The organism is Kitasatospora sp. NPDC059088, assembly GCF_042738155.1.
In the GTDB taxonomy this organism is placed as follows: Bacteria; Actinomycetota; Actinomycetes; order Streptomycetales; family Streptomycetaceae; genus Kitasatospora.
The window spans coordinates 61505-86656 of the sequence record NZ_JBHYGR010000029.1; the positions used below are offsets into that span (position 1 = coordinate 61505).

General features: G+C 73.7%; 25 protein-coding genes. 14 read left to right on the top strand and 11 right to left on the bottom strand.

The window, feature by feature from the left end:
- Positions 1 to 143: 143 nt before the first annotated feature.
- A complete protein-coding gene (locus tag ACFWXO_RS15905; protein ID WP_380524514.1) occupies positions 144 to 1115 on the bottom strand; it encodes a pirin family protein in 972 nt (323 codons plus the stop codon).
- Between the two features lie 158 nt (positions 1116 to 1273).
- On the opposite strand from ACFWXO_RS15905, the gene ACFWXO_RS15910 reads away from it, so the two are divergent.
- Both ACFWXO_RS15910 and ACFWXO_RS15915 read left to right on the top strand, forming a co-directional pair.
- A complete protein-coding gene (locus tag ACFWXO_RS15910; RefSeq protein ID WP_380398681.1) occupies positions 1274 to 1753 on the top strand; it encodes a carboxymuconolactone decarboxylase family protein in 480 nt (159 codons plus the stop codon).
- Positions 1754 to 1926: 173 nt separating this feature from the next.
- Positions 1927 to 3174 carry a serine hydrolase domain-containing protein gene (locus ACFWXO_RS15915; RefSeq protein WP_380524515.1) on the top strand — a complete coding sequence of 416 codons (1248 nt, stop codon included), beginning with the start codon at positions 1927 to 1929 and terminating at the stop codon, positions 3172 to 3174.
- A gap of 36 nt (positions 3175 to 3210) precedes the next feature.
- Here the strand turns inward: ACFWXO_RS15915 and ACFWXO_RS15920 are convergent, their stop codons facing one another.
- From ACFWXO_RS15920 to ACFWXO_RS15935, 4 genes are all read right to left on the bottom strand, one after another.
- Complete coding sequence (locus ACFWXO_RS15920; RefSeq protein WP_380524516.1) at positions 3211 to 5841, bottom strand: CHAT domain-containing protein; 2631 nt, start codon at positions 5839 to 5841, stop codon at positions 3211 to 3213.
- Positions 5842 to 5875: 34 nt separating this feature from the next.
- Positions 5876 to 6712 carry a hypothetical protein gene (locus ACFWXO_RS15925; RefSeq protein WP_380524517.1) on the bottom strand — a complete coding sequence of 279 codons (837 nt, stop codon included), beginning with the start codon at positions 6710 to 6712 and terminating at the stop codon, positions 5876 to 5878.
- A 1-nt stretch (position 6713) separates the two neighbouring features.
- On the bottom strand, positions 6714 to 7508 hold the full coding sequence (locus tag ACFWXO_RS15930; RefSeq protein WP_380524518.1) for a hypothetical protein: 795 nt from the start codon (positions 7506 to 7508) through the stop codon (positions 6714 to 6716).
- 170 nt (positions 7509 to 7678) lie between these two features.
- Entirely contained in the window at positions 7679 to 8431 is a 753-nt protein-coding gene (locus tag ACFWXO_RS15935; RefSeq protein WP_380524519.1) for an acetoacetate decarboxylase, read from the bottom strand.
- 173 nt (positions 8432 to 8604) lie between these two features.
- Here ACFWXO_RS15935 and ACFWXO_RS15940 point away from each other — a divergent pair, with 173 nt between their 5' ends.
- From ACFWXO_RS15940 to ACFWXO_RS15960, 5 genes are all read left to right on the top strand, one after another.
- On the top strand, positions 8605 to 9516 hold the full coding sequence (locus tag ACFWXO_RS15940) for a 3-hydroxyacyl-CoA dehydrogenase family protein (RefSeq protein WP_380524520.1): 912 nt from the start codon (positions 8605 to 8607) through the stop codon (positions 9514 to 9516).
- A gap of 102 nt (positions 9517 to 9618) precedes the next feature.
- The gene (locus tag ACFWXO_RS15945; protein ID WP_380524521.1) at positions 9619 to 10278 is read left to right on the top strand and encodes a TetR/AcrR family transcriptional regulator; all 660 of its coding nucleotides are present in this window, start codon (positions 9619 to 9621) and stop codon (positions 10276 to 10278) included.
- Positions 10279 to 10328: 50 nt separating this feature from the next.
- Positions 10329 to 11063, top strand: coding sequence for a leucine-rich repeat domain-containing protein (locus tag ACFWXO_RS15950; protein ID WP_380524538.1), 735 nt, complete (start codon positions 10329 to 10331; stop codon positions 11061 to 11063).
- A 200-nt stretch (positions 11064 to 11263) separates the two neighbouring features.
- Positions 11264 to 12565 (top strand): threonine--tRNA ligase, encoded by a 1302-nt coding sequence (thrS, locus tag ACFWXO_RS15955; RefSeq protein ID WP_380524522.1) that lies wholly within the window; start codon positions 11264 to 11266, stop codon positions 12563 to 12565.
- A 129-nt stretch (positions 12566 to 12694) separates the two neighbouring features.
- Positions 12695 to 13243 (top strand): hypothetical protein, encoded by a 549-nt coding sequence (locus tag ACFWXO_RS15960; RefSeq protein WP_380524523.1) that lies wholly within the window; start codon positions 12695 to 12697, stop codon positions 13241 to 13243.
- Positions 13244 to 13291: 48 nt separating this feature from the next.
- Here the strand turns inward: ACFWXO_RS15960 and ACFWXO_RS15965 are convergent, their stop codons facing one another.
- The gene (locus ACFWXO_RS15965; RefSeq protein ID WP_380524524.1) at positions 13292 to 13702 is read right to left on the bottom strand and encodes a VOC family protein; all 411 of its coding nucleotides are present in this window, start codon (positions 13700 to 13702) and stop codon (positions 13292 to 13294) included.
- A gap of 71 nt (positions 13703 to 13773) precedes the next feature.
- Between ACFWXO_RS15965 and ACFWXO_RS15970 the strand changes: the two genes are divergently transcribed.
- Positions 13774 to 14235, top strand: a complete 462-nt coding sequence (locus ACFWXO_RS15970; protein ID WP_380524525.1) for a MarR family winged helix-turn-helix transcriptional regulator — start codon at positions 13774 to 13776, stop codon at positions 14233 to 14235.
- Positions 14236 to 14263: 28 nt separating this feature from the next.
- Here ACFWXO_RS15970 and ACFWXO_RS15975 read toward each other — a convergent pair whose 3' ends face one another.
- Positions 14264 to 14935 carry a C40 family peptidase gene (locus tag ACFWXO_RS15975; protein WP_380524526.1) on the bottom strand — a complete coding sequence of 224 codons (672 nt, stop codon included), beginning with the start codon at positions 14933 to 14935 and terminating at the stop codon, positions 14264 to 14266.
- 240 nt (positions 14936 to 15175) lie between these two features.
- On the opposite strand from ACFWXO_RS15975, the gene ACFWXO_RS15980 reads away from it, so the two are divergent.
- Entirely contained in the window at positions 15176 to 15580 is a 405-nt protein-coding gene (locus ACFWXO_RS15980; RefSeq protein WP_380524527.1) for a RidA family protein, read from the top strand.
- A gap of 13 nt (positions 15581 to 15593) precedes the next feature.
- On the opposite strand, the gene ACFWXO_RS15985 is transcribed toward ACFWXO_RS15980, so the two are convergent.
- Together ACFWXO_RS15985 and ACFWXO_RS15990 are read right to left on the bottom strand one after the other, a co-directional pair.
- Positions 15594 to 16088, bottom strand: coding sequence for an SRPBCC family protein (locus tag ACFWXO_RS15985; RefSeq protein ID WP_380524529.1), 495 nt, complete (start codon positions 16086 to 16088; stop codon positions 15594 to 15596).
- Positions 16085 to 16531 (bottom strand): ArsR/SmtB family transcription factor, encoded by a 447-nt coding sequence (locus tag ACFWXO_RS15990; RefSeq protein ID WP_380524530.1) that lies wholly within the window; start codon positions 16529 to 16531, stop codon positions 16085 to 16087. Before ACFWXO_RS15990 ends, ACFWXO_RS15985 begins: the two co-directional genes overlap by 4 nt.
- A gap of 381 nt (positions 16532 to 16912) precedes the next feature.
- On the opposite strand from ACFWXO_RS15990, the gene ACFWXO_RS15995 reads away from it, so the two are divergent.
- The 4 genes from ACFWXO_RS15995 (at position 16913) to ACFWXO_RS16010 (ending at position 22058) form a co-directional block, all read left to right on the top strand.
- The gene (locus tag ACFWXO_RS15995) at positions 16913 to 17629 is read left to right on the top strand and encodes a ScbR family autoregulator-binding transcription factor (protein WP_380524532.1); all 717 of its coding nucleotides are present in this window, start codon (positions 16913 to 16915) and stop codon (positions 17627 to 17629) included.
- Positions 17630 to 17973: 344 nt separating this feature from the next.
- On the top strand, positions 17974 to 18786 hold the full coding sequence (locus tag ACFWXO_RS16000) for a BTAD domain-containing putative transcriptional regulator (protein ID WP_380524539.1): 813 nt from the start codon (positions 17974 to 17976) through the stop codon (positions 18784 to 18786).
- A gap of 145 nt (positions 18787 to 18931) precedes the next feature.
- The gene (gene ligA / locus ACFWXO_RS16005; protein WP_380524533.1) at positions 18932 to 21007 is read left to right on the top strand and encodes an NAD-dependent DNA ligase LigA; all 2076 of its coding nucleotides are present in this window, start codon (positions 18932 to 18934) and stop codon (positions 21005 to 21007) included.
- 259 nt (positions 21008 to 21266) lie between these two features.
- Positions 21267 to 22058 (top strand): putative protein N(5)-glutamine methyltransferase, encoded by a 792-nt coding sequence (locus ACFWXO_RS16010; protein WP_380524534.1) that lies wholly within the window; start codon positions 21267 to 21269, stop codon positions 22056 to 22058.
- Positions 22059 to 22318: 260 nt separating this feature from the next.
- On the opposite strand, the gene ACFWXO_RS16015 is transcribed toward ACFWXO_RS16010, so the two are convergent.
- Positions 22319 to 22756: a PPOX class F420-dependent oxidoreductase gene (locus ACFWXO_RS16015; RefSeq protein WP_380524535.1), complete on the bottom strand. Its 438-nt coding sequence runs from the start codon at positions 22754 to 22756 to the stop codon at positions 22319 to 22321.
- Positions 22757 to 22955: 199 nt separating this feature from the next.
- Between ACFWXO_RS16015 and ACFWXO_RS16020 the strand changes: the two genes are divergently transcribed.
- Positions 22956 to 23402, top strand: coding sequence for a hypothetical protein (locus tag ACFWXO_RS16020; RefSeq protein WP_380524536.1), 447 nt, complete (start codon positions 22956 to 22958; stop codon positions 23400 to 23402).
- 145 nt (positions 23403 to 23547) lie between these two features.
- Here the strand turns inward: ACFWXO_RS16020 and ACFWXO_RS16025 are convergent, their stop codons facing one another.
- Entirely contained in the window at positions 23548 to 24972 is a 1425-nt protein-coding gene (locus ACFWXO_RS16025) for a pyridoxal phosphate-dependent decarboxylase family protein (RefSeq protein ID WP_380524537.1), read from the bottom strand.
- Positions 24973 to 25152 lie beyond the last annotated feature (180 nt).

The following is a 25152-nucleotide window of genomic DNA, read 5'->3' on the forward strand; positions in this document are numbered from 1 at the left end:
CCCCGTCGTTTCTCGACCCCGCCCTCCACCCCCCCCGCGCGACTCAGCGCGCCCCCGGGGCGCTTGGGTACCGCCCCCGGGCCCCCGCGGCGGGGGGGGGGGGCGCCCCCGCCCCCCCCACCACCGATTGGCAAATACCCAGGTCAGCGCACGTTTCCCCGGGGCTTGAGGGGGGTTCCCGGGAGCTCCGGGGCGGGCAGGCGGTCGCCCGGGTAGCCCTCGACGGCGCCGAAGCGGGCAGGCTCCGCGGAGCTCATCCACTCCTCGCGGGCTCGGGTGATGTCTTCGTGAGAGCGCCCGATGAAGTTCCACCACATGACGATCTCCTCCTCGAAGGGCTCGCCGCCGATGAGGACGAGGCGGGCCGGGGCGTCGGCGGTGTTGGTGAGGGTCAGGGTGGTGGCGCCGGGGGCGAGGTAGCCGAGGTCGCCCGGGTGGAGGGCGGTGGTGGCGAGGCGGACCTCGCCGTGGTCGACGAGGACGCCGTGCTCGAAGGCCGGGTCGACGGCCAGGGTGACGATGGCGTGCGGGGCGAGGGTGAGTTCGGCGCCGAGCAGCGGGGTGAAGGTGGGGACGGGGGCGGTGCGCCCGGCCAGGGTGCCGAGGAAGACGCGGACCTCGGCGCCGTCCAGGGTGACGGGTTCGGGGACGTGGTGGTGGAAGTCCCGTGCCGTGTCGCGGTGTTCGTCGGGCAGCACGACCCAGAGCTGGACGCCGTGCAGCACGGTGGTCGCGGGGGTGGAGACCTCGGAGTGGCAGATGCCGTGGCCGGAGGTCATCAGGTTGAGCTCGCCCGGGCGGACGAAGGCGTGGACGCCGAGGCTGTCCCGGTGCTCGATCTCGCCGGTGAAGAGCCAGCTGACGGTCTGCAGGCCGGTGTGGGGGTGCGGGGCGACGTCCATGCCGCCGGTGTCGGCGACGTCGTCCGGTCCGTAGTGGTCGACGAAGCACCAGGCGCCGATCAGCCGGCGGGAGCGGTGCGGCAGGGTGCGGCGGACGGTCATCGCGCGCGGTCCGCCGAGCGGGACGTCCCGGGGGGACAGCACCTCGACGTACGGGTCCTGCTGGTCCTGCGGCACGGCGGCGGGGCGCGGCTCGGTCTCGGCGGTGCTCACGGCGGTGGTCCCTCCCTGGACGGTGTCGACCGGCGGTGCCTCCGGGCGACGTCGACTACTGGATAGTTCTGGATTCAACTATTATGGCATGGCAGAGTGTCGAACGGCAGCGGGCCAATGATCGCAGTGGGAGTCGAGGAGTCCAGGTGAGTGCTGACATGACGGTGGTCCCGGCGGAGCGGCGGGTGTTCATCGACAAGCAGAGCCCCAAGGCGTACAAGGCGCTGCTCGCCGCCGCCGAGGCGGCCAAGGAGGTCGCGGCCGAGGCCGGGCTGGACCGGCGGCTGGTGGAACTGGTCAACCTGCGGGTCTCCCAGATCAACGGCTGCGCCTACTGCCTGCACGTGCACACCCGGGCCGCCCTGCGCGAGGGCGAGACCACCCAGCGCCTGGGCGTGCTCCCGGCCTGGCGGGACACCGAGCTGTTCACCGCCCGGGAGCGCGCGGCGCTGGCGTTGGCGGAGGCGACCACGAACCCGGCGGACGCGGCCCTCCAGGCGGCCGCGTACGGCCTGGCGCGGGAGGTGTTCACCGAGGAGGAGCTCTCGGCGGCGATCTGGGTGGCGATCACGATCAACTCCTTCAACCGGGTGTCGATCATGAGCAAGCACCCGGTCCGGCCGATGCCGGGGCTCTGACCCCCGGGTCCTTCGGTCCGCGGCAGGGGCCGGTCGGCTCCTCCGTTCGGCGTAGTGTCTACGTTGGTGGGAGTACGACCGGTTCCTCCCGGTGGAGGATGACGGATCATCACGTCAGCGGCGAGTCTGTGGACTCGGAGGCGGGCGGGGCCCGCCGTGGACGAGGGGGTCGCATGGCACGTCGTACGGGTTCCTTGACGGTGGTGGCGGCGGTCTGCCTGGTGCTGGCCGGGCCGGTGGTTTCGGCGGGCGCCGCCGAGCCGCCCGCGGCCGTCGCGGCCGAGAATGCCGCGCGGACGGCGAACGCGGCGCGGACGGCGGCGCTGAGGGCGGTGACCGACGCGGGCGCGGCCGCGGCCATCGCCGAGGTCCGCGACGAGAACGGGGTCTGGCGCGCGGGTACGGGCGTCGCCGACCTCGCGACCGGCGCCCCGGTGCGGGTGGACGGCCGGTTCCGCGCCGGGAGCATCACCAAGACCTTCACCGCCACCACCGTGCTGCAACTGGTGGGGGAAGGCCGGCTCGGCCTGGACGACCCGGTCGAGCGCCATCTGCCGGGGCTCGTCCCGAACGGCGGGCGGATCACCGTCCGTCAGCTGCTCAACCACAGCTCCGGCCTGTGGGATCCGACCAACGAGCCGGGCGGGCTGTTCCCGCACACCACGGACCCGGTCGAGATCCGGAACTGGCTCGACCAGGGCGGGCTGACCCGCAGCATCACCCCGGCCCAGGTGGTGGCCGCCTCGGTGGCGCACGCGCCCAACTTCCCGCCGGGGGCCAGGTTCAGCTACTCCAACGTCAACTACACCCTGCTCGGCATGATCATCGAACGGGCGACCGGCCGCAGCTATGCCCAGGAGATCACCGCGCGCATCCTGCGGCCGCTCGGGATGACTGCGACGTACTTCCCCGGCACGGCCACCGACATCCGGGGCCCGCACGCCCACGGTTACTGGACGCTCGCCGAGGGCCCGGCCCCGGAGGACCGCAGCGACCGGGACGTCACGGTGGAGAGCGTCACCTGGGCGAACTCCGCGGGCGAGCTGATATCCACCCTGTCCGACCTGAACCGCTTCCACCGTGCCTTGCTGGGTGGGCGGTTGCTGTCGCCCGAGCTGATGCAGCAGATGACGACCACCATCCCGGCGCAGTCCGGCGACGTGCCCGTGACCCTGTCGTACGGTCTGGGGCTGGCCCGGCTGGAACTGTCCTGCGGGCCGGTGTACGGGCACGACGGCGGGATGCCCGGGTTCTCCTCCCAGTTGTGGAGCAAGGGGGATCGGCAGGTCGCGATGTCCGTGACGTCCAGGGGTGACCAGGCGCAGGCGGTGCAGCAGCTCCTCGCGCAGGGCGGCTTCCTGGAGGAGGCCTTCTGCGGCAAGCACCAGGGCGGGGGTGAGGTCCGGCCGAAGCTCGGCTGAGTCGGCCCCGGCTGCCGAGTCGACCGCTGCGCTCCCTCACCACGGAAGCGGCCCGGGGTCGCCGAAGAGCGCGAAGGGTGCCCATGCGACGGGCTCCGGGAAGCGGCGCCGCACGGCCTGTTGGGCTCGGCGCAGCGCCGCGGTCCTGGAGGCCCCGCGACGCAGCGCGCGGTAGAACTCGCACATCAGCTGCACCGTCGGCTCACTGGGAACGTCCCAGACGCTCACCAGGACGGACCGGGCGCCGGCGATCTCGAAGGTGCGGCGAAGGCCGAACACGCCCTCGCCCGGATGATAGGAGCCGAGGCCGGTGACACAGGCGGAGAGCACGACCAACTCGGTGCCGAGCAGGTCGAGGTCGTAGACGTCGGAGGCGGTGAGGACTCCGGGGCCCAGGCCGTCGGCCGGCTCCTGTCCGGCGAGGAAGGTGTTCGCGCCCGCCAGGGCCAGGCCGGTGCAGAGGAGCGGGTCCACGGCAGGGCCCGGGGTGTGCGCCGGGTCGGGGGTGCGTGCCGGGTCGGGAGGCGGGGCGCCCGGCGGGCTGGGCGCGGGGCCAGGGTCCGGCCGTCGGGCGTCGGTCGGGCGCAGGGGCTCGGCCAGGGCGTAGCCGTGCGTCGCCAGGTGGAGGACCAGCGGACTCCGGGCCGTGCGCAGTCGGGATGTCGAGGCGTCCGGGCCGGTGTACAGCTCGGCGCTGATGTGGTCGGCGATCCACCGCCCCTCGGCCCCGGTTTCCGGCAGTGGTGCGAACGGGCCTCCGTCGAGGGCGGTGCCGCCGGCCTCGTAGTCGATGTCGGCGAACACGACCGGCGGCGCCGGGCGGGGCCCGTACCGGCCGCGCAGCAGGTCCCGGCCGGTGGTCAGGAAGCCGATCTCGAACGTGTCGAGCAGTCGGCTGCCGTCGGGCGAGGGGAGGGCGGCGAAGGGAAGGAGGTTGAGGCTCCCGTCCGGCGAGATGAGCAGCCGGTCGACTCCGGTCAAGGCGGCGTCGATCCGCCGGATCAGCACCCGGTGGAGCTCCAGGCCCAGCGCCCGTTCCCCGGTGTCCTGGTGTCGGAGGAACTCACGCCACTGCCGGACGCCCTGGTCCAGTGTGTCAGCGGTGCCGTGGGTGAAGAGCTGCGGCGGCGAGCCCGGGGTGAACACCAGGCTCAGTACGGCGGCTTCGTCGCCCAGCTCCGCCCGGTAGTACTCGACGAGTGCGGTACCGGGCGGGAGGGCGGCGGTCACCGCCTGCCAGGTCGGCAGGGCCGCCGGGGTACCGCCGAGGTCGGTGTCGGTGTCGGGGTTGGGGCCGGTGCCGGGGCCGGGGTGGGAGAGCCGGTCGGCGAGGAGCATCTCCAGCCGGCCCTGCCGGGCCCGGAGATCGTGGACGTGCCGGTCCGGGTGCGGCCGCAGGGGCTCGTCGTCGAGCGCCAGGCGCCGCAACTCGTGCCGAACGGTGCGGAGTTCGGTGGCGACGGCCGCGATCCCGGGCTCGGGGCCGTTGGACAGCATCGCGCGGTCGCGGGCCACGGCCTCCGCGACGACGGCCTTGCGCCGCAGGACGGCGTTCGCCAGGAGCTCCAGCAGCTCCGCGCCGGGCTCGAAGCCGGTGGCGGCGAGCAGGACGACGACGAAGGCGTCCAGTCTGCCGAGGAGGGTCCGTGCGTAGGCCAGGCGCTGCACCTCGGAGGAGGCGGCGAAGACCTCGACCAGGTGGGCGTCCTCGATGTCGAGCTGCTCCCGCACCAGGGCGGCGGCCTCGCCGAGCCGCCCGGTTTCGAGGCAGAGCATCCCGAGGCTGAACAGTGAGTCGGTCATCGCCACGCGGTTGGGGTCCGCCAGTTCGCGCCGGCGGGTGATCACGGCGCGGTAGAGCTGTTCCGCCTGGTCCCGCTCGTCCAGGGCGTGGTGCACCAGGGCGAGGAGGTCGAAGGTGTTGAGCTGCTCCTCGGTGGCCGTCGCCGGGGCGAGGTGCGCCGCGGCGGCCCGGGCGTACGCCAACGCCCGGGTGAGGCGTCCTTGGTGGCGGCACCGTTGCCCGATGCTGGTCCGCAGCGAACGCAGCAGTTCCGGTGTGGTCTCCGGGTCGTCGGCGGCCGCCGTGAGTGCCGCGTCCAGGTGCTCGTCCGGGACGTCCAGGCCGTACCGTGCGGTGGCGACCAGGGCCACCGTCGTCCTGAGCGGGGACCGGCGGGGGCGGGCCCGGGCCACATCGGCGGCCCGGAGGGCCAGTTCGAGGGCCCGGGCGAGGTTGCCCAGGCGGTCCTCCTCGGAGGCCTGTTCGATCAGCGTGCGGAAGGTGACATCGGGGTCGTCCGGTTCTCCACCGGCCTGCGGCCGGGCGTCGTGCGCGAGTTCGAGGAGCATCCGGCGGCTCGGGGACCGCCCCTCCTCCTGTTCCAGGGCCGCGAAGTTGCGCAACACGGCGGCGGAGGGCGCCATGCCTGCCGCCGCATCCCGCAGTTCCCGGTAGATCGACCGGGCGACGGCGGGGTCGCCGTGGAGCTGGTGGTAGGCGGCGAGGTTGCCGCGCGCCTCGGCGAGGTGTGCGGCGGCCTCGGGGCCGGCCGCGGTGAGGAGTTCGACGGCTTCGGTCAGGACGGCCTCGGCGCGCGGATCGCCGTCGAGGGCCAACAGCTTGCCCAGGTTGGCGAGGGTGATCCCCAGGTCGATGTCCGGCATCCGCGGGTCACACCGTGCCTCTCGACCGCACCGCTCAGGCCCCTCGGCGCCGGAGCTCGACCGCTTCCTCCAGCAGAGCCCTCGCCGCCGCGTCGTACCCCGCCTTGTGCAGGGTGACGGCGAGTTGGTTGAGCGTCCTGGAGAGCTCGGCCGGATTCGAGCCGAGGATCTCCCGGGCATAGCGTTCCGTTGCCTTCGCGGCCTCTCCCACCTGGCCGGGGCCCTCCGCGCGGCGCAGGGATTCGGTGTAGGCGGCGAGCCAGGGCGGCAGCAGGGTGACCGGTCCGTGCTCCTGGACGTGGTGCACGGCCATGCCGGCGACGGCGAGCGCGTCGGGGTGCGCGCCCGTCTCCTCGGCGATGCCGTGCATCGTGGTGAGGTGGCGCAGGCAGCCCTCGGCGTCCTGCATCCGGTGGCACAACTCCTGGGCCGTGCTGGTGTACTGCCAGGCCTCCTGGTGCCGGGACAGTTGGCGGGCCAGTCCGCCCATCCACTCGTAGCAGGTGGCCTGTCCCACCTCGGGCGGCCGGGACAGGGCCTCCCCGCTGGCGAGGAGCCCGGTCAGCAGGGCGAGTGCCTGCTCGTGCCCGCCCTGCCGGGAGAGTTCCCCGCACCGGGCGAGGGTCCGGTCGAGGGTCTGCGACACGGCGACGCCGGGCAGCGGGACGCCCAGGCGCTCGGCGACCGCGAACGAGGCCCGGCCGTACCGCTGCACCGCGGCCGGGTCGTGGCGGAGTTCTGCCGGTACGGTGAACCGGGCGGGGAAGTCGGCACGCAGCCGGTCCCCGTGGAGCCGGCAGAGCCGGTCCAGCAGCGCGGAGTCCCCGGCGTCGACGGCTGCTTCGAGCTCGTACCAGAGGTGTCCGGTCATCTCATGCTCCGACGTCCTCGTAGGTGAGTTCCGCGAACACATGGCTCTCGGCCGTCCTGCTCTCTGCCGTCCTGCCCTCTGCCGTTCTGCCCTCGGCTGTCCTGCCCTCCGCCGGCCCGCCGACGGTGCTCCCCGCCGGGCCTCGGCCGCCGAACTCCTTGCGGCCGAACAGCCGGGGGCGTACGCCGGAGACGCGGAACAGCGGCGTGAGGCCGTCCGGGGCGATCACCTTCACGCCGACGCCCTTGGACCCGACGATGCTCAGCCCGGCGGACGCGGAGGCGAGCGGGATCGTCCCCGAGAGCGCCTCCGCGGAGGCGGCGAGGTCGACGCTGGCGCCCTGCTGCTGGGAGACGAGGATCACGGCGGGGCCGGTGGCCACCACCTCGGTCACCACGACCTGGGCGGCCGGCCACCGCCCGGCCGCCGCCAGGTCGAGCACGCGTCGGCCGAGCGCCTCGCGGTCGGCGATCTCGCTGATCCGGCACGACCGCGCCTGGAAGACGATGCCGTGCCGGCGGCTGAACGACACCGCGACGCGGGCGAGCGGTCCGCCGTCGACGTCCGTCGAGACGGCGACCTCGGCGGCCGAGCTGTAGTCCAGGTCCACGCCCCGCTCGCGCTCCCGCACCGCGAACCCGATGCCCAGGTCGGCGAGCGAGGTCAGGCGCTCGAACCGGTCCCGGTGCAGGCGGCCGACGTCGCCGAGTTCGAGATGGGTGTTGGGCAGCCAGCTGGACAGGTAGTCGAACTCCGCGCGGAGTTCCTCCGAGTACTGCTCGTGGATCGCGGGCACGCACCCTCCCCCTGGACGCCGGAAGCGCCGGCAGTCGGCATCGTAGGCCAGTGCCCGGACCGGCGGGGTGCAAACGGGGACTCCCAACTTCTGCGCCCGGCCGCGGCGTTGCGGGAGCAACCGGTCCGACCGGTCCGACCGGTCCGACCGGCCCGGCGTCGCCGGTGGCATCAGGCGGGGCGGCGCCGCTCCGCGAGGTAGTCGTGCACCGGGGTGACGGGGGAGAGGGTCAGGTCGGTGAGGACGTGGCTCGCGGAGACCACCTCCAGCACCGGCAGGTCGGCCAGGGGTGCCATGACGTGGGCGTTGAGCTGGAGGCGGGCGGGGCCGGTCCAGGCCTCCTTGACCGTGAGGTCGGTGATCCGGGTTCGGACCAGGTCGCAGACCCGCAGGCCGCCGGTGTAGTCGGGGACCACCTTGACCGCGAAGGTCGGCACGCCGATCTGGGCGCGGGCCTCCTCCCGGTCCAGCGGCCGCCACTTGTAGGCCATGGTCGCGGTGGCGACCCGCTGGCTGGCGTAGTCCAGGGTGCCGACCAGCGCCCCGGCCTCGGTGAACAGGCGTGGCGAGCCCATCACCTTGGGGTAGGCGCTCAGTTCCCGGCCGGCCGCGGTGGCGGCGAAGTTGTCCAGGTACATCGCGTGCAGGTACTCACCGTGCTCGTCGCCGTGGCGTACGGGGACCACCTGCCCGGCCTCGACGTACGGGCCGTAGCCGTCGACCTCGCCCATCTTCATGATCTCGAAGCGCACCAGCGGCTCGTCGATCTCCAGCGGTTCGGGGACGACCGCGCGCAGGGCCTCCGGGTCGGTCCGGTAGACGACGTTCAGGTACTCGCGGTCGGTGAAGCGGGTGGCGCGCAGCGGGTAGACGGGGGCGGTGAGCGGGGTGGTGGCGTGGCGGACGACCTGGTCGGAACGCATCGGGGGCTCCTCGGGGGTGAGGGTTGTGCGGGGCGGGGTTGTGCTGCCCGCTCAAACGGATACCATGTGTATCGGATACACCATGCATCCGATGGTGGCGGTGAGGCAAGCGCGAACCACACGGCGCAGGCCCGGGCCCCTCGGAGCGCAGTACAGCCAAGGAAGTGATCTCGATGTCGTTCACCACCCCCGACCCCACCGGCCGTCCCGTCGCCGTCGTCGGAGCCGGCACCCTCGGGCGCCGCATCGCCCTGATGTTCGCCACCGACGGCGGCGAGGTGCGGATCTACGACCCCTCGGCCGAGCAGCTCGCGGCCGCCGGCGCCTACGTGGCCGAGCAGCTGCCCGCCGTCGCCGCCGGCGTCGGTGCGGGAGGGCCGGGCACCGTCGCCGTCACCGGGGACCTCGCCGAGGCGCTGCGCGGCGCCTGGCTGGTGATCGAGGCGGTTCCGGAGCGCCCCGAGCTCAAGCAGCGGGTCTTCGCCGACCTGGACCGGCACGCCGACCCGGACGCGATCCTGGGCAGCAACTCCTCGTCCTATCCGACCAGCCACTTCGTCGACCGGGTGCGCGAGCCCGAGCGGCTGGTCAACATCCACTTCTACATGCCGCCGACCCAGAACGCGGTGGACGTGATGTCCAGCGGCCGCACCAGCCGGGCGGTCATCGACCTGCTGCTGGCGGAACTGCCGCGGTACGGCGTGTTCCCGTTCGAGGCGCGCCGGGAGAGTACCGGCTTCATCTTCAACCGCATCTGGGCGGCCATCAAGCGCGAGTCGCTCGCCGTGGTCGCCGAGGGCGTGGCCACCGCCGAGGAGGTGGACGCCATGTGGTCCGTCAACACCGGCCTGCGCGGTGGCCCGTTCCGCGCGATGGACCAGGTCGGCCTGGACGTGGTGCTGGACATCGAGCAGCACTACGCGGCCGAACGCCCGGGCCTGCCGGACGGACCGCGCACCCTGCTGGCGGAGTACGTCGGGTCCGGCCGACTCGGCGTCAAGGCCGGGCGCGGCTTCTACGAGTACGAGGCCGGGGACGCGGGCGGGGCCGGGGACAGGGACCGGGAGGGCGCTGCGGCCGCCTGAGGTCTCTCCGGCGGGGCGGGCGGCCCCGGTCCACCCGTAGACTGGGTCCGGGGCCGCCGTCGGCACCGCCGAGCGAAGAACGAGACCCGAGGACCGCAGTTCGTGCCCAAGTCACCCACGAAGCGGCGCCCGCTGACCGTCGCCGCCCTGAACGACAGCGCCCTCGCCCTGTTCACCGAGCACGGCTTCCACGCCACCTCGATCCGTGACATCGTCGCCCGCGCCGGGCTGACCCGGGGCGCCTTCTACTCCAACTACCAGGACAAGGAACAGCTGTTCCTCGCCCTCTACGACCAGCAGATCGACCGGCTGCTCGCCGACCTGCGCAGCGCCTTCACCGCCGCCGCTGCCACTGCCGCTTTTGACAGCGCCACTGCCGCCGCCGCTTCCGGTAGCGCCGCCGCCCAGGATGTGCCGTCCCGGCTGCTGCGCGAACTGGCCGACCGGCGGCGGGTGGACGAGGGCTGGTTCCTGCTCTCGATGGAGTTCACCCTGCACGCCGCCCGGCACCCGGAGGTCGCCCGCAGCCTCGCCGAGCACGAGGCCCGGCTGATCGACGGACTGGTCGAGCTGATCGGGGAGGCCACCGACCACGCCCCGGAGATCAGCCCGCGCGACCTCGCCCGGTTGCTCGTCATCCTGCACGAGGGCGCCACCGCCATGCGCCTCACCGAGGAGGCCCGCGGCGACCTCGCCGAGTTCCCGGAGGACCTGCTGCACCGCGTCGTCGACGGGCTGTTCCACCCCACGGCTCCCCGGTAGGCCTGTCCGGCCCCGCTCTGCCGAGGCGGACAATGGTGGACGTGACAGACATGACGCTCAACCTCTGGCGGCAGCCGCTCGGCCCGGTGGCCGCCGAGGTGCTCAGCTCGGTGTGGGACCGCAACGACCTGACCGTGCTCATCCTCGCCGAAGGCGCGCTCTCCGAAATCCCGCCCGGCATCAGCCGGTTGATGCGGCTGCGCACCCTCGACCTCGGCCACAACCTGTTCACCGAGGTGCCCGCCGAGCTGACCCGGCTCACCTGGTTGCGGGACTTCCTCTACCTGCACGACAACCAGCTGACCGTCCTGCCGGACGACATCGGGAAGCTCACCGAACTCCGCTACCTCAACGTCGGCGAGAACCGGCTCGCCGAACTCCCTTTCGCCATCGGCAAGATGACCGAACTGGTCGAACTGCGGGCCCAGCACAACCGGCTCGGCGCCCTGCCCGAGTCCATCGGCGCCCTCGGCGAGCTGCGCGAACTCTGGCTGCGCGGGAACGAGTTGACCGTCCTCCCGGCCTCCTTCGGGCTGCTCTCCGAACTGCGCGAGCTGGAACTGCGGGAGAACGCCCTCGCCGAGCTGCCCGCCGTCCTGGCCGGGCTGCCGCGGCTGCGCCGGATCGACCTGCGCAGCAACGGGATCACCGGACTGCCGGACTGGCTGGCCGACCCGGCCGCACTGCCCGCGCTGGAGAAGCTCGACCTGCGGTGGAACGACGTCCAGGTGTCGGACCGCGTGCGGGAGGCGCTCGCCGAGCGCGGCTGCGCCCTGCTGATGTGAGCTCTCCCATAAAGATCAACGCCAAGGTCCGGGTGCTGCTACCGTGGAAGGCATGAAGCGCGCTGCACTCGCCACGACGACGCCGGAAAGAGTCCCGGCGCGCTGACTGCTGACCTAGTCCGAAGCCCCGGGGCGAGTGCCCCGGGGCTTCGTCGTTCCCGTCCCCACTCGCCCGCGGATCCCGAGTGGAGACCACCCCCATGAACGACCGCCTCGTGAACGACCGCCCCGCTCCCGCGAACGGCCGCCCCGCTCCCGCGCACGACCGACCCGCGCACGACCACCGCAAGCTCGGCCGCGAACTCGACCTCTTCGACACCGACCCGCTGATGGGCTCCGGCCTGCCGTACTGGCTGCCCGACGGCGCGGCGATCCGGCACACCCTGGAGGAGTTCATCCGCGGCCGCGAGCGCCGGGCGGGCTACCGCCACGTCTACTCGCCGGTGCTCGGCAAGCGCGAGCTGTACGAGATCTCCGGCCACTGGGACCACTACCGCGAGGACATGTTCCCACCTATGCAACTCGGCTCGGAGGAGATGGTGCTGCGCCCGAGCCTGTGCCCGCACCACGCGCTGATCTTCCGCTCCCGTCCGCACAGCTATCGGGAACTCCCGCTGCGGATGGCCGAGTTGGGTGGCATGTACCGCTCCGAGCTGTCCGGCGTGCTCGGCGGGCTGACCAGGGTCCGGGCGATCCAGCTGAACGACGCGCACGTCTTCTGCACCCCGGAGCAGGCCGCCGACGAGGCCGTCGCCGCCCTGGAGCTGATCCGTGAGGCGCACCGGGCGCTCGGCATCAAGCCGGTCCGCTACCGGCTGTCGCTGCCCGGCGAGGGCGGCAAGTACGTGGCCGACCCGCAGCTGTGGCGGCGGGCCACCGCGCTGCTGACCGACGTACTGGAGCGCTCCGGGGTGCCGTTCGAGGCGGCGGAGGGCGAGGCCGCGTTCTACGGGCCCAAGATCGACGTGCAGATCGCCGACGGCGCCGGGCGCGAGTTCACCCTCTCCACCGTCCAGATCGACTTCCACCAGCCCGAGCGCTTCAACCTGCACTACATCGGCGCGGACGGCGCCAAGCACCGGCCGGTGATGGTGCACCGCAGCGTGATCGGCAGCGTCGAACGGGTGGTCGCCCACCTGATCGAGCTGTACGGCGGTGCGTTCCCGGCCTGGCTGGCACCGGCCCAGGTGGTGCTGCTGCCGATCTCCGACGCCGAGCTGCCGCAGGCCGAGCGGCTGCGGCAGCGCTGCCTGGACCTCGGGCTGCGGGCCGAGGTCGCCGGACCGGAGCACGGCAGCCTGGGCGCACGGATCCGGGAGGCCCGGCTGGTGCCCTACCAGGCGGTGATCGGCGCCAGGGAGGCCGCGGACGACCGGGTCGCGCTGCGACTGCGGGACGGCCGCCGGCTGGAGCCGATGGCGGCCGAGGAGGCCTGGGCGCGGATCGGCGCGCTGGTCGCGGACTGCAGCGCCGAGCTGTGGCGGGACGCCCCGGCCGAGTGAACCGGGAGCATACGTACGACTAGTGCGCTGCGCGGTGTGTCGGCGGGGCCGGCGGCGAGGGCCGCCCGTCGAATGGGCGGGGCGGCCGAGTCCCCCGCCGCCGCTGTCCCCACCCTTCCGGAGGTCACCGTGCGCAGACCGCGCAGCTTCGTCGCTCCCGCCCTCGCCGCCTGCCTGACCCTCGCCGGGGCGGTGGCCGCCGCCCCGGCGAGCTCGGCCGGGCTCCGCCCGCTGCCCGTCCCCGAGGTCCAGTACTGCGCGGCCGTCCTCGGCCACCTGCCCGGCGCCGACGGCGCGTCGCCGGTGCTCGGCCGGGCCTGCTCGCCGGACTCCCGCGCCGACGCGCTCGCCCTGGCCGACGGCCGGACCCTCACCCGCGGTGCCGACCAGCCGGCCGACCGGACGCTGCTGCTGGAGGAGTTCAAGGACATCGACTACCAGGGCGGCGTCATCTACTCCTTCTACGGTGACGCCGGCGGTTGCGACGGCACCGGCTACCACCTGGTCAACTACATCGACGTGGCGCTGAGCGTCTCCTCGATGAAGGGCTACAACAACTGCAACGCCGTCCACCTCTGGTCGACCCTCGGCGTGGAGAAGACCACGGACCTCCCGGCGGCCCAGCTGGGCGCCAACTTCAACGACGCGGTCCGCGAACTGCAGGTCTTCCACCGCTGAACGCCCCGGGCGTCGTCGACCGCCGGGAGCGCGCCCCGGCGGTCACGGTCAGTAGGACTGCAGCTCGATCAGGTGGCCCTCGGGGTCGCGCAGGTGGGCGCTGCGCAGGCCGGGACCCCACTCGGGGCGGTCGGTGGCCGGGACGGCGAGGACGCCGCCGTGCCGGAGGCAGAGGGCGAGCGCCTCGTCCACGTCGCCGACCCGGAGGACCAGCATCGCGGTGTCCTGGGTGGGGGTGGCCGGGCGGGCCGGCAGCCCGGTGGTGCCCAGCGTGGCGGACATCGCGGCGCGGTCGAACAGCACCAGGACGGCCTGCTCGTCGACGTCCCAGTTGGCGTACGGGCCCTCGGGCGTGCCCTTGACCAGGGTGGCGCCGGTGAGAGCGGGGAGGACGGCGCGGTAGAAGCCGAAGGTCTCGGCGAAGCGGGTGACGAGCAGGCGGGGGTAGAGGGCGTCCACGGTCGGGCTCCAGCGGGGATCTGAATCAGTGGGTCAACACCCACTATAGGGATCGACCCTAGAATGTCGCCATGGCCTCCGAGAACCCCGCCCCGCCCGACGCGCTGCCGCCGACACTGCTGGGCCTCAGCACCTTCCTGCTCGCCCGGACCGGTCGCACCGCGCGGGCTCGGCTCGCCGAGCAACTGGCCGAACGCGGCCTGCGGCTCTGGGACATGGCCGTGCTGGCGGCCCTCGTCGACTTCGGTCCGCAGGCGCAGCGGGACCTGGTCCGGCGGCTGGGCATCGACCCGAGCGACCTCGCCAAGGTCGCCGACCAGCTCGGCGCGGCCGGGTACGTCGAGCGCAGCCGGGACCAGGCGGACCGCCGGCGGGTCTCGGTGTCGGTCACCGCCGACGGGCGGGCGCTGCTCGCCGAGCTGGAGGCGCGGGCCCGGGCGGTGCAGGACGAGGTGCTGGCCCCGCTCGACCCGGCGGAGCGCCGGGTGCTGCACGACCTGCTGCTGCGGGTGGAGCAGGGGATGCCGGAGTGACACGCCCCCGCGTGATCCACCGGACGGGCTACGTGGGCACCGCTCCGGGGCGGCGGGCGCCGGCGAACTCGTTCGCCCAGCGCGGGATGTCGAGCACGTGCTCGACCCGCGCGATCAGGGTGCCGGTCCGCTCGGCGTGGATCATCGCGCCGTCGCCCGTGTAGATGCCGACGTGGTGCAGCGGGGCGTCGGGGCGGGAGAAGAACAGCAGGTCGCCGGGGCCCAGGGCGTCACGGTCGACCGGGGCGCTGCGGTTGAACTGGGCCACGGTGTAGTGCGCGAGCTCGATGGTGCCGTGGCTGGCGCGGTACCAGCAGTACAGGGACAGTCCGCTGCAGTCGAAGCCGACCGTGCTCTCGCCCATGCACACGCCGTTCAGGTAGCCGTTCTCGCCGTCGCAGAAGCCGAGGCCCGGGCCCAGCCGGTCGCCGCCGCCCCAGGCGTACGGGAGGCCGAGTTGGGTCTCGGCCACCGTGACGACCCGCCGGCCGAGGGCGGCGGCGGGTTCGGTGCCGACGGGGTCGGTGGGCGCAGGGTCGGTGGGTGCCGGGTCGGTGCGGGCGTCGGACGGCGGTGCGGCGTGGGCGGGTTGGGACGCTGCGGCGAGGGCCGGGGTGAGGCCGGCGCCGAGGGCGAGGCCGAGCACCCGCCGGCGTCCGACACCGGACACCCGGTCGTACTCGGGGGGTTGGGGCTCCATCGGTCGACTCCTCCTGGCTGGGGGTGGCCGGTCGCGGCCGACGGTGGTCGATCGGGGTGCCGGCGTGGGTCGGCACCAGGATCGACGTCTGGGGGTGTCGTCCGCCATCACCCACAACGGTGAATCGTGGGCACACGGGCCTTGGTACGGAAGGGGTTTCGCCCGAAATCGGTTTGACGCCCGTTCGTCCGAGGCCAACGATGAGCGCGAACGTTCGGTCGCGATCCCCTCGGAGGCCCCATGAACAGCGCGGTCAAGCTGGTCCGCAACACCCGCCTGACCCAGGCCGTCGACTACGCCTACGCGGCGGTGGTCGACGCCCCGGTCCGCTCGCTCTGGCTCGCCGGGGCCTGCCCGTTGGACGAGGAGGGCCGTACGGTCGCGGTCGGCGACTACGAGGGCCAGGCCCACCAGGTGATGCGCAATCTGATAACCGTGCTGGAGGACGCGGGCGCTGGGCTCACGGACATCGCGCGGACCACCGTGTACGTGGCCTCCGGCAACCAGGCGGACTTGGTGAAGGTGTGGAACGTGTACCGGGAGTACCTGGGGGAGCACGACGCCCCCAGCACGCTGCTCGGCGTCTCGGTGCTCGGCTACACGGACCAGCTGGTGGAGGTGGAGGCGGTGGCCGTGCTGCCCTGACGGACCCGGGTGCTCAGGAGGAGGCGGCGGCGAGCAGGGCGTCCAGCTTCCGGTAGCCCTCGGTCACGCCGCGCTCCATTCCGCTGGCCAGGATCGCGTCCCGGGCCACCAGGTTGTCGACCACCGACAGGACGGTGACCCGGGTGCGGCCCTCGCCGACGGGCTCGAAGACGGCGGTGTCCAGCGAGACGCCGTCCGGCACGCCCTCGAAGGTGAAGGTCTGAACGAGTCGGGTGGCCGGCCGGATTTCGTGGAAGGAGCCGTAGAAGGCGGCGACCTCCTGGCCCTCGCGGTGCACGGAGTAGCGGTAGTGGCCGCCGGTGCGGGCCTCCCACTCGTCGATCTTCAGGTCGAGGTCCTCGGGGCCGAGCCACTGCGCGACCAGCCCGGGCTCGATCCAGGCCCGGAAGACCCGCTCCTGGGGGGCGTCGAACTCGCGGACGATCCGGATGGTGGGCAGGGCCGGGTCCGCCTCGATGCGGGTCTCGCGGCCGGTGGTGGAGGTCATGACGGGTCTCCTTCGGTGGGTGCGGTGGGTGCGGTGAAGCGGTCGGTGCGGGAGTGGGTGCCGGTGTCCGGGGTCGCATCCTGGGTCGGGGCGGTGGCGGCGTTCTCGTCGGTGGCGTCGCTGTCGCCCATGGCCGCGAGGACGGCGTCCAGGCGGAGGAAGCGTTCCTCGGCCCGGCGGCGGTAGCGCTCGATCCAGCTCGTCATCAAGTCCAACACCTGCGGCTCCAGGTGGCACGGCCGCCGCTGGGCGTCCCGGCTGCGGCTGACCAGCCCGGCCTCCTCCAGCACCTTGAGGTGCTTGGAGACGGCCTGCATGGACATCGCATAGGACTCCGCCAACTCGCCGACGGTCGCGTCCCGGACCGAGAGCCGGGCGACGATGTCGCGCCGGGTCGGATCGGCCAGGGCGACGAACGCCCGGGAGAGCTGGTCGACGGCCACGGTGGCACCTCTGTTCTTCCTCAACCGATTGGTTGACAACCACGCTACCCCTGCCCGCCTGCTTGTTCAACCGATTGGTTGTGGAAGTCGCGGAAGCGGAGCTTTGGCAGCTGGTGTCCGGAGGAAGAAACCGTTCATTCGGTTTCTTGGCAGTACTACGAGGCGGCGGTCGCACTGTTCGGCCGATCCATCGGGAGGTGCGACCCCTGATCGCCGAGTCGGGAACTGGCGGACCGTTGACGGCAACTGTGCGGGCAGGTGGGGGAAGAGAGGGCGATTCGGCTGCCTCGTGGGCATCGTCTTGTCGCCCGTTGGGCGCCCGTAGCTAAGATACGGGGTGTTTGGTTTGGTTTTCCCGGAGCGCAGGGCGGGGTGGTTGCGGTGGTACGGCAGGAACGGGCGCTCCGGACGCGCCGGCTGATCCTGGAGGCCGCGGCGTCGGTCTTCGACGAGTTCGGCTACGAGGGCGCGACCATCGGGGAGGTGGTCTCCCGGGCGGGTGTGACGCGCGGTGCGGTGTACTTCCACTTCGCCTCGAAGCGGGACCTCGCGCAGGGAGTCGTCGAGGAGCAGTTCGTCCAGGACGGAGTGCCGGAACGGAGCTGCAAACTCCAGGAGTTCGTGGACACCGGGATGGTGGTGGCGCACCTGATGCCGCGCGATCCGCTGCTCAGCGCCGGTGCCCGGCTCTCGCTCGGCCAGGACGTGTCCGACGACTTCGGCAGCGGTGCGATCCCCGGCTGGATCGGCCGGATGGAGGCGCTGTTGGTCGCCGCCGGCGACCGGGGCGAACTGCTGCCGCACATCGTCCCGGCCGACACCGCCTGGCTGATCACCGCTGCCTGGACGGGTGTTCAGATCCAGTCGCAGAAGCTCTCCGGCCGGGCCGACCTGGAACTGCGGGTGTCCGGGCTGTTCCAGCACCTGATGCCGAGCGTCGCGGTGCCCGGGGTGCTCGGCTCGTTGCAGATGGGGCCGGACCGCGGGGGGCAGGTGGTCGCCGAGGTTGCGGCGGCCCGGGCGGCGGAGGGTGCTGCTGACGGATCGTCGGCGGGGTCGGAGACGGCGGGTGTCGCGGACGGGGTCGGGGTGGGCTGACCGGCGGGCCGCGCGGTACGGGCGGCAACGGGCCCCGAGGCCAGATGATTTGGGTACAGGTGGCGGCGCGAGGCCCAGGGGGCCGGCGCCGCCTTCGGTTTGTCCGGGGGCGGGCGCGGAGGGTGATCACGTACGGACGCAGGGCCCCGGTGGCGGGTCGCCCGGTGAAGGGTCGGCGCTCGACTCCATAAAAAACAGCGCGTACGGTTTTGTATTGACAAACCGCACGTGCTGTTTTTCACTGAGGACGGACGGTTGACCCAGGGCTGTCGACTCGGGGTCGGCTGTGGCGGAGGCGCTGCGGCGGAGGGGCCGTGGCGTTCCGCGTGATGGGGGTGGTCATCGTGGAGATCAGGGTGCTCGGGGCGCTGGACGTCCGGGTGTGCGGGGAGTCGGTGGTGCCGACGGCGCCCAAGCCCCGCCAGGTGCTGGGCTTGCTGGCAGTGCGAGCGGACCAGGTGGTCCCGGCCGGGGTGCTGGCCGAGGAGCTGTGGTCCGGCCGCCCGCCGCGCACGGCGCGCACCACCGTGCAGACCTACGTCCTGCACCTGCGTGACCTGATCGACCGGGCGCTCGCCCGGGCCGCTGCGCCCGCCGGGGTCTCCTGCGCCAAGGACGTCCTGGTGACCTCGCCCGGCGGCTACCTGCTGAACAGCGGCAACGGGACGCTGGACGTGCGGGAGTTCGAGCGGCTGGCCGGGGCGGGCCACCGGGCGATGGGCGAGGGCGACCATCCGCAGGCCGCCCGGACGCTCGGCGAGGCGCTGGCGCTGTGGCGCGGACCGGCCTTCGCGGACGTCCCGGCGGGCGGCCAACTCGCCGTTGAGGCGCAGCGGTTGGAAGAGGCCCGGCTCTGCGCGCTGGACCAGCGGATCGAGGCCGACCTGCGGCTGGGACGGCACCGGGCCCTGCTGGCGGAGCTGACCGTACTGGTCGACCGCTACCGCACCCACGAGAGCCTGCACGGCCAGTACATGATCGCCCTGCACCGCTCCGGCCGCCGGGGCGAGGCCCTGGCGGCCTACCAGCGCCTGCGCGCCACCTTGGTGCGGGAGTTGGGCATGGAACCGTCCGCCGGGTTACGGCGGCTCCAGCGGTCCGTCCTGCTGGCCGGCTCGGAGGGGGCGGAGCGCGAACCCGCGCCGGCGGCGCCGTAGCCGGCCCGCCGTCGGCCCACCCGGACGGCCCGGAGCATCCGGTTCGCCCGGAGCAACCGGTTCACTCGGCCGATCGGGTACCCGTGCCCGGGCCCGCCCGCGCCGGACCGGGTCGAATGTCAGTGCGCCTCGCCATGATGGCGGTATGAAGGACGCAGCCACCACGGCCACCCCCGCCACCCTCGCCTCCCCGCAGGCCTACGCCGACGCCGTCGCCACCGCCGTCCGGGCCGCCGGGGCGTACTACGGCGACGGCTCCACCCCGCTCGGGGACGACGAGTACGACGCCCTGGTCCGGGGGATCGAGGCCTACGAGCGCGCGCACCCCGAGCAGGTGCTGCCCGAGTCGCCCACCGGCAAGGTGGCCGGCGGCGCGGTCGTCGGCGACGTCCCGCACAGCACGCCGATGCTCTCGCTCGACAACGTCTTCTCCGCCGAGGAACTGGAGTCCTGGGCCGCCGGGCTGGAGCGCCGGCTCGGCAGACCGGTCGCCGCCTGGTGCGTCGAGCCCAAGCTGGACGGCCTCGCGGTCGCCGCCCGCTACCGGGCCGGCCGGCTGCACCAGGTGCTCACCCGGGGCGACGGCCTGGCCGGGGAGGACATCACCCACGCCGCCGACGCCGTGCTCGGCCTGCCCGCCCGGCTCAGCGAGCCGCTCGACGTGGAACTGCGCGGCGAGGTGCTGCTCACCCACGAACAGTTCGAAGCGGTCAACGCCGTGCGCACCGCCCACGGCGCCACCCCCTTCGCCCACCCGCGCAGCGGCGCCGCCGGCACCCTGCGGGCCAAGGACCGCCCGTACCGGGTCGAGCTCACCTTCTTCGGCTACGACGCCCACGGCCTGCCCGGCCTGGACCACGCCGCGCTGCTCGCCCGTATCGCCGGACTCGGCGCCAACACCGCCGCCACCACCGCGGCCGCGCCCCGCCGCTGCGCCACGCTCGCCGAGGCCGAGCAGCGGATCGAGGAGATCGCCGCGCTGCGCGCCGCACTGCCCTTCGGCATCGACGGCGTCGTGGTCAAGGCGGACGCGGTCGCCGACCAGGAGGAGGCCGGCTCCGGTTCCCGCGCGCCGCGCTGGGCGGTCGCCCGCAAGCTCCAGGCCCAGCACAAGGTCACCCGGCTGCTCGCCGTGGAGTGGAACGTCGGCCGCACCGGGATCATCGCGCCCCGCGCGGTGCTGGAGCCGGTGGTGATCGACGGCGTCACCGTCACCTACGCGACCCTGCACAACCCCGCCGACATCGAGCGCCGCGGACTGATGCTCGGCGACCAGGTGTTCGTCTACCGCGCCGGCGACGTCATCCCGCGCGTCGAGGCGCCGCTGGTGGACGAGCGCACCGGCGCCGAGCAGCCGATCGCCTTCCCCGAGGCCTGTCCGCGCTGCGGCGATGCCATCGACCGCTCGGAGCAGCGCTGGCGCTGCGTGCGCGGCCGCGGCTGCCAGGCCGTCGCCTCGGTGATCTACGCGGCCGGGCGCGACCAGCTCGACATCGAGGGCCTCGGCGGCACCCGGGCCGTCCAGTTGGTCGAATCCGGGCTGGTCGCCGACCTCGCCGACCTCTTCACCCTGACCAAGGAACAACTGCTCACGCTGGAGCGGATGGGCGACACCAGCGCGGACAACCTGCTCGCCGCGATCGAGACCGCCCGCACCCGCCCGCTGAACCGGGTGTTCTGCGCCCTCGGCATCCGCGGCACCGGCCGGACGATGTCGCGCCGGATCGCCGCGCACTTCGGCAGCATGGCCGCGATCCGGGCCGCCGACGCGGAGGCGCTGGCGGGCGTGGACGGCATCGGGGCCGAGAAGGCGACCGTGATCGTGGCCGAACTCGCCGACGTGGCGCCGCTGTTGGACCGACTGGCGGAGCAGGGCGTGGGGACGGCGGTCACCGAGCCGCTGGTCGCGGCGGCTGATCCCGCTGCCAGTGCGGCGGGCGAAGGCGCGGAGACGGAAGGTGCGGTGGCCGGTCCGCTGGCCGGGCAGAGCGTGGTGGTCACCGGGAGCATGACCGGCGTCCTGGCCGAGCTCTCCCGCAACGCGATGAACGAACTGATCGAGCGTGCGGGCGGCAAGGCCTCCTCCTCGGTGTCCAAGCGCACCACCCTGCTGGTCGCGGGGGAGAAGGCGGGCTCCAAGCGGGCCAAGGCGGAGGAGCTCGGGGTGCCGGTCACCACCCCGGAGGACTTCGCCGTCCTGGTCGCCGACTTCCTCGGCTGATCGCGCGGCCGACCGCACGGCTCAGCGGCCGGTCGGTGGGCCCGGTCGGTGCGGTAGGGTGGCCGACGCTGTACACGACGAACACGACCGAGAGCCAGGGAGGTGAGACCCATTACCGGTATGTCCGAGCGGGTGCTCCCGGAGCGCGGCCGTGCGGGCGCATCGCGCGCGTAGCGCGGGCGCGCCGACGCGGTGTGGGCCCTGGCGGGAGCCCTGACGGAGTCCTCCGTTCTCCTCCCGTCCTGCCCTAGGAATCCCCTTGTCGGTCTTCTCCTCCGCCGCTCTCCGTTCCTCCGTCGTCTCCCGACTGCGCGCCGCCGGCTGCGTGTTCGCCGAGGACGAGGCCCGGATCCTGCTCACCGCCGCCGCCTCACCCGCCGAACTGGCCGCCATGGTCCGGGCCCGCGCCCAGGGCCGACCGCTCGAACACGTCGTCGGCTGGGCCGAGTTCGCGGGTCTGCGGATCGCCGTCGACCCCGGCGTGTTCGTCCCGCGCCGCCGCAGCGAGTTCCTGGCCGCCGAGGCCGCCCGACTCGCCGGCCCCGGCGCCGTGGTGGTCGACCTGTGCTGCGGCAGCGGTGCCCTCGGCGCCGCCGTGGCGGACCAGGTCGACCACCCGGTCGAGCTGTACGCCGCGGACCTCGACCCCGCCGCCGTCCGCTGCGCCCGGCGCAATCTGGCCGGGACGGGCGCGCGGGTCTACGAGGGCGACCTCTTCGCGCCCCTGCCCGAGGCACTGCGCGGACGGGTGGAGGTACTGATCGCCAACGTCCCGTACGTACCGACCGCGGACGTCGAGCTGTTGCCGCCCGAGGCGCGACTGCACGAGGCCCGGCCCGCGCTGGACGGCGGGGCGGACGGGCTGGACGTGCTGCGCCGGGTGGCCGCGGTCGCGCCCGGGTGGCTGGCGGCGGGCGGGGCGCTGCTGTTCGAGACCAGCGAGCGGCAGGCGGCCGGTGCGCTGGAGGTGGCCCGGGCGGCGGGGTTGGCGGCGGAGGTGAGCCGCGAGGAGGAACTGGACGCCACGGTCGTCACGGCGACCCGGAACTGACCGTCGTCGGCGGGTGGTCGCCTGGGGGCGCCTGGGGGTTGTCGGCCCCGGGAGGCGGGTGGTCGTTCGGGGGCGCTCGTCCGAGGGCGGTCAACGGCCCCGCCCCCCGCGCCCCCGGTCTCGGGGGCGGGCGCGGGGGGGGGGGGGGGGGGGGGGGGCGGCGCGGCGGGGGCCCCCCCCCCCCCCGCCCCGCGCCCCGGGGGGGGGGGCCCCGCCCCGGGCTGGTCGGTCGCCGGTCACCCGGTCATCCGGTCATCCGGTCAGATCCGGGCGCCGTACACGTGGTCGACCGGGATGGTGAGCAGTACCCGGCGGTCGGCGACCATGACCCTGCGGTAGTCCGCCCAGTCGGGGTGCTCGCCGGCGGCCCGGCGGTAGTAGTCGACCAGGGCCTCGACCTCGGGACCGTCGGGGTCGAGGCCCGGTCCGGTGAGGGTGGCGGTGCCTTCGGCGGTGGCCCAGGAGCGGCCGTCCGGTGCGGTCACCTCCAGGCTGACCCGCGGGTCCCGGCGAAGGTTCGCGGTCTTCGCGAGTCCCTCCCGGGTGGAGATCAGGAGGACGTTCGCCTCGCGGTCGTAGTACGGCAGCACCGGCGAGAGCTGGGGCCGGCCGTCGGCCTTGATGGTGGCGAGGATGCCGAGGCGGCTCTGCGCGAGGAGGGCGTACGGGTCGTACGGAGGGCGCGTGGTGGTGGTCATGGGAGCATCATCGGGCTTCACGCCGGTGTGAAGGGCGGGACCCGGCAGGTGTGTTGCGCCGCTGGCGCCTGGTTGGCCCCGAAAGATGAGGATCTGCGGAATCGCCGGTGGCCGCCGCCGTGCCGCGGCTAGGGTCGGGAGCCGACAGGGCGTGACGATCCGTCACCGAGTGCTGGTCCGAACCGAGGGAGCACACGCGATGGCTGCCGACTACCGGCCCAGGGAAGTGCTGGAGTTCTCCGACGACCTGCACCACGAGGACGTCCTCCCCTTGCAGGCCTTCCTGTCGGCCCGTCTCGGCGAGGTGGTCAAGGCCCAGCCCGAGGGCAGCGCCGGCCGTTTCGCGGCCGAGCGCCTCGCTGATGTCACCCGCCGCGACTGCGTCCACCTCGGCGACCTCCTCGTCGCCTGGCGCGAGGTGGTGGTCGAGGACCGGATCGAAGTGCCCGGGGAGACTCAACGGCTCCGGCAGGACGTGATGGTGTGGTGGGAGCGGCTGTGCGGAACGGCCGACGGCTTCCGCGACCACCCCGACCACAGACCCCGGTGGCGGGCGCTGCGCTTCCTGAACCTCGCCCATGCCGAACTGATGGCCGGTCTGACGGACCTGTCGCGGGGCGGGTACGGGGACGGGGCGCACCCGTGAGCTTCTGAACGCCCGAACGCCGGAACGTCCGCACGCCGGAATGCCCGAACCTCGGAACGTCCGCACGCCGGAATGCCCGAACCCCGGAACGTCCGAACGCCTGGAACCCCGGCCACCCTACGGGCGGTGACCGGGGTTCCAGGGCTCAGGCACCGGGCGGGGTCCGGTCGGCGTGGGCCGAGGTGATCACGGCGGTCGCGGTGGAGAGCGCGGCGGCCGTCCGCCGCACGTCCGCTTCCGTGGTGCGCCAGTTGCTGAACGCCGCGCGCAGGGCGGGCAGGCCGGCGTAGCGGGTCGGGGTGAGGAAGGCTTCCGCGGAGAGCTCGGAGGCGAGGGCGGCGAGGCGCTCCGGGGTGGGGTCCTCGGCGAGGGTGAAGCAGACCACGTTGAGGCGGACCGGCGCGAGCAGCCGCAGGCCGTCGATCGCCTCGACCGCCGCGCCGAGCGCGCGGGCCCCGGCGACATTGCGCTCCACGATCTCGCGGTGGCCGGCCCGGCCGTAGGCGCGCAGCGTGAACCAGGCGGCCAGGGCGCGCAGGCGGTGAGAGTTCTCCGGGGTCAGGTGCACCAGGTCGGGGTGGTCGCCGACCGGGCCGAGGTAGGCGGCGGCGTTCTGGAAGACCCGGGCCTGGAGGTCGCGGCGGCGGGTGAACTGCACGGCGCTGTCGTAGGGCACGTTGAGCCACTTGTGCAGGTCCACGCAGACCGAGTCGGCGAGGTCGAGCCCGGCGACCAGCTCGGTGTGGTGGGGGGAGAGCGCGGCGAAGGCGCCGAAGGCGGCGTCCACGTGCAGCCAGAACGGGTACCGCTCGCGGAGGGCGGCGATCGCCCGCAGGTCGTCGAAGTCGACGGTGTTCACGGTGCCCGCGTTGGCGACCACGACGCACGGGCCGTCGGCCCCGGCGAGGGCCCGCTCCAGGGCGGCCACGTCCACGGCCTCCCGGCCGGGCAGGGCGGGGACGGCGGTCAGCGCGGTGCGGCCGAGGCCCAGGACGGACAGCGCCTTGGCCACGCTGGAGTGCGCACTGCCCGACAGCACCCGGGCCCGGCCCAGCGCGGCGACCCCGTCCTCGGCCACGTCGACCCCGAGGCGTTCGCCCAGCCACTCGCGGGCGATCGCCAGTCCGACCGTGTTGGACTGGGTGGCGCCGCTGACGAAGGTGCCGCTGTGCGCGGGGGAGAGCCCGAACAGCTCGCGCAGCCAGCCGACGGTCTCCCGCTCCAGGTGTTGACCGGCGGGGTCGAGCGAGGAGTTGGAGTTCTGGTCGGCGGTGGCGGTCAGCCAGTCGCCCACCAGCGCGGCCGGGGTCGCCCCGCCCGTCACGAAGCCGAAGTAGCGAGGCCCGGCGCCGGCCGACAGCCGTGGCTCCCAGCGCTCGCCGAACTCGGCCAGGGCCGCCCGCAGTCCGTCGGCGTCCTCGCGCAGCGGCTCCGGCGGTGTCGGTCGGCCGGCCTCCTCCGGGATGACCGGCCGGTCGTCGAGCCCGCCGAGGAAGTCGACGGCCCGCTGCCGGGCCTCTTCCAACAGGGCGGGCAACTGGTCGAGGTCGGCGGCGAGTTCGCGGTGCATGGGTTCTCCGTTGATCGGTGGTCAGGCCGAGGCTAGTGGCGGACGGAGAGGGTGTCGCGGGCCAATTCCGTGCCGGTGGCCCGGGCGGTCGTGGGGCGGGACCCCCCGGGCCACCGGGGGTCGGGGGTGGGGGGGGGGGTGGGGGGGTGGGCCGCTCGGGCCGCGCGGGCGCGGGCCGGG

Coding starts and splice junctions, on each gene's coding strand:
- ACFWXO_RS15910 (WP_380398681.1), top strand. CDS start 1,274: ATGACGGTGGTCCCGGCGGAGCGGCGGGTGTTCATCGACAAGCAGAGC.
- ACFWXO_RS15915 (WP_380524515.1), top strand. CDS start 1,927: ATGGCACGTCGTACGGGTTCCTTGACGGTGGTGGCGGCGGTCTGCCTG.
- ACFWXO_RS15920 (WP_380524516.1), bottom strand. CDS start 5,841: ATGCCGGACATCGACCTGGGGATCACCCTCGCCAACCTGGGCAAGCTG.
- ACFWXO_RS15925 (WP_380524517.1), bottom strand. CDS start 6,712: ATGACCGGACACCTCTGGTACGAGCTCGAAGCAGCCGTCGACGCCGGG.
- ACFWXO_RS15935 (WP_380524519.1), bottom strand. CDS start 8,431: ATGCGTTCCGACCAGGTCGTCCGCCACGCCACCACCCCGCTCACCGCC.
- ACFWXO_RS15940 (WP_380524520.1), top strand. CDS start 8,605: ATGTCGTTCACCACCCCCGACCCCACCGGCCGTCCCGTCGCCGTCGTC.
- ACFWXO_RS15950 (WP_380524538.1), top strand. CDS start 10,329: ATGACGCTCAACCTCTGGCGGCAGCCGCTCGGCCCGGTGGCCGCCGAG.
- thrS (WP_380524522.1), top strand. CDS start 11,264: ATGAACGACCGCCTCGTGAACGACCGCCCCGCTCCCGCGAACGGCCGC.
- ACFWXO_RS15970 (WP_380524525.1), top strand. CDS start 13,774: ATGGCCTCCGAGAACCCCGCCCCGCCCGACGCGCTGCCGCCGACACTG.
- ACFWXO_RS15975 (WP_380524526.1), bottom strand. CDS start 14,935: ATGGAGCCCCAACCCCCCGAGTACGACCGGGTGTCCGGTGTCGGACGC.
- ACFWXO_RS15980 (WP_380524527.1), top strand. CDS start 15,176: ATGAACAGCGCGGTCAAGCTGGTCCGCAACACCCGCCTGACCCAGGCC.
- ACFWXO_RS15985 (WP_380524529.1), bottom strand. CDS start 16,088: ATGACCTCCACCACCGGCCGCGAGACCCGCATCGAGGCGGACCCGGCC.
- ligA (WP_380524533.1), top strand. CDS start 18,932: ATGAAGGACGCAGCCACCACGGCCACCCCCGCCACCCTCGCCTCCCCG.
- ACFWXO_RS16015 (WP_380524535.1), bottom strand. CDS start 22,756: ATGACCACCACCACGCGCCCTCCGTACGACCCGTACGCCCTCCTCGCG.
- ACFWXO_RS16020 (WP_380524536.1), top strand. CDS start 22,956: ATGGCTGCCGACTACCGGCCCAGGGAAGTGCTGGAGTTCTCCGACGAC.
- ACFWXO_RS16025 (WP_380524537.1), bottom strand. CDS start 24,972: ATGCACCGCGAACTCGCCGCCGACCTCGACCAGTTGCCCGCCCTGTTG.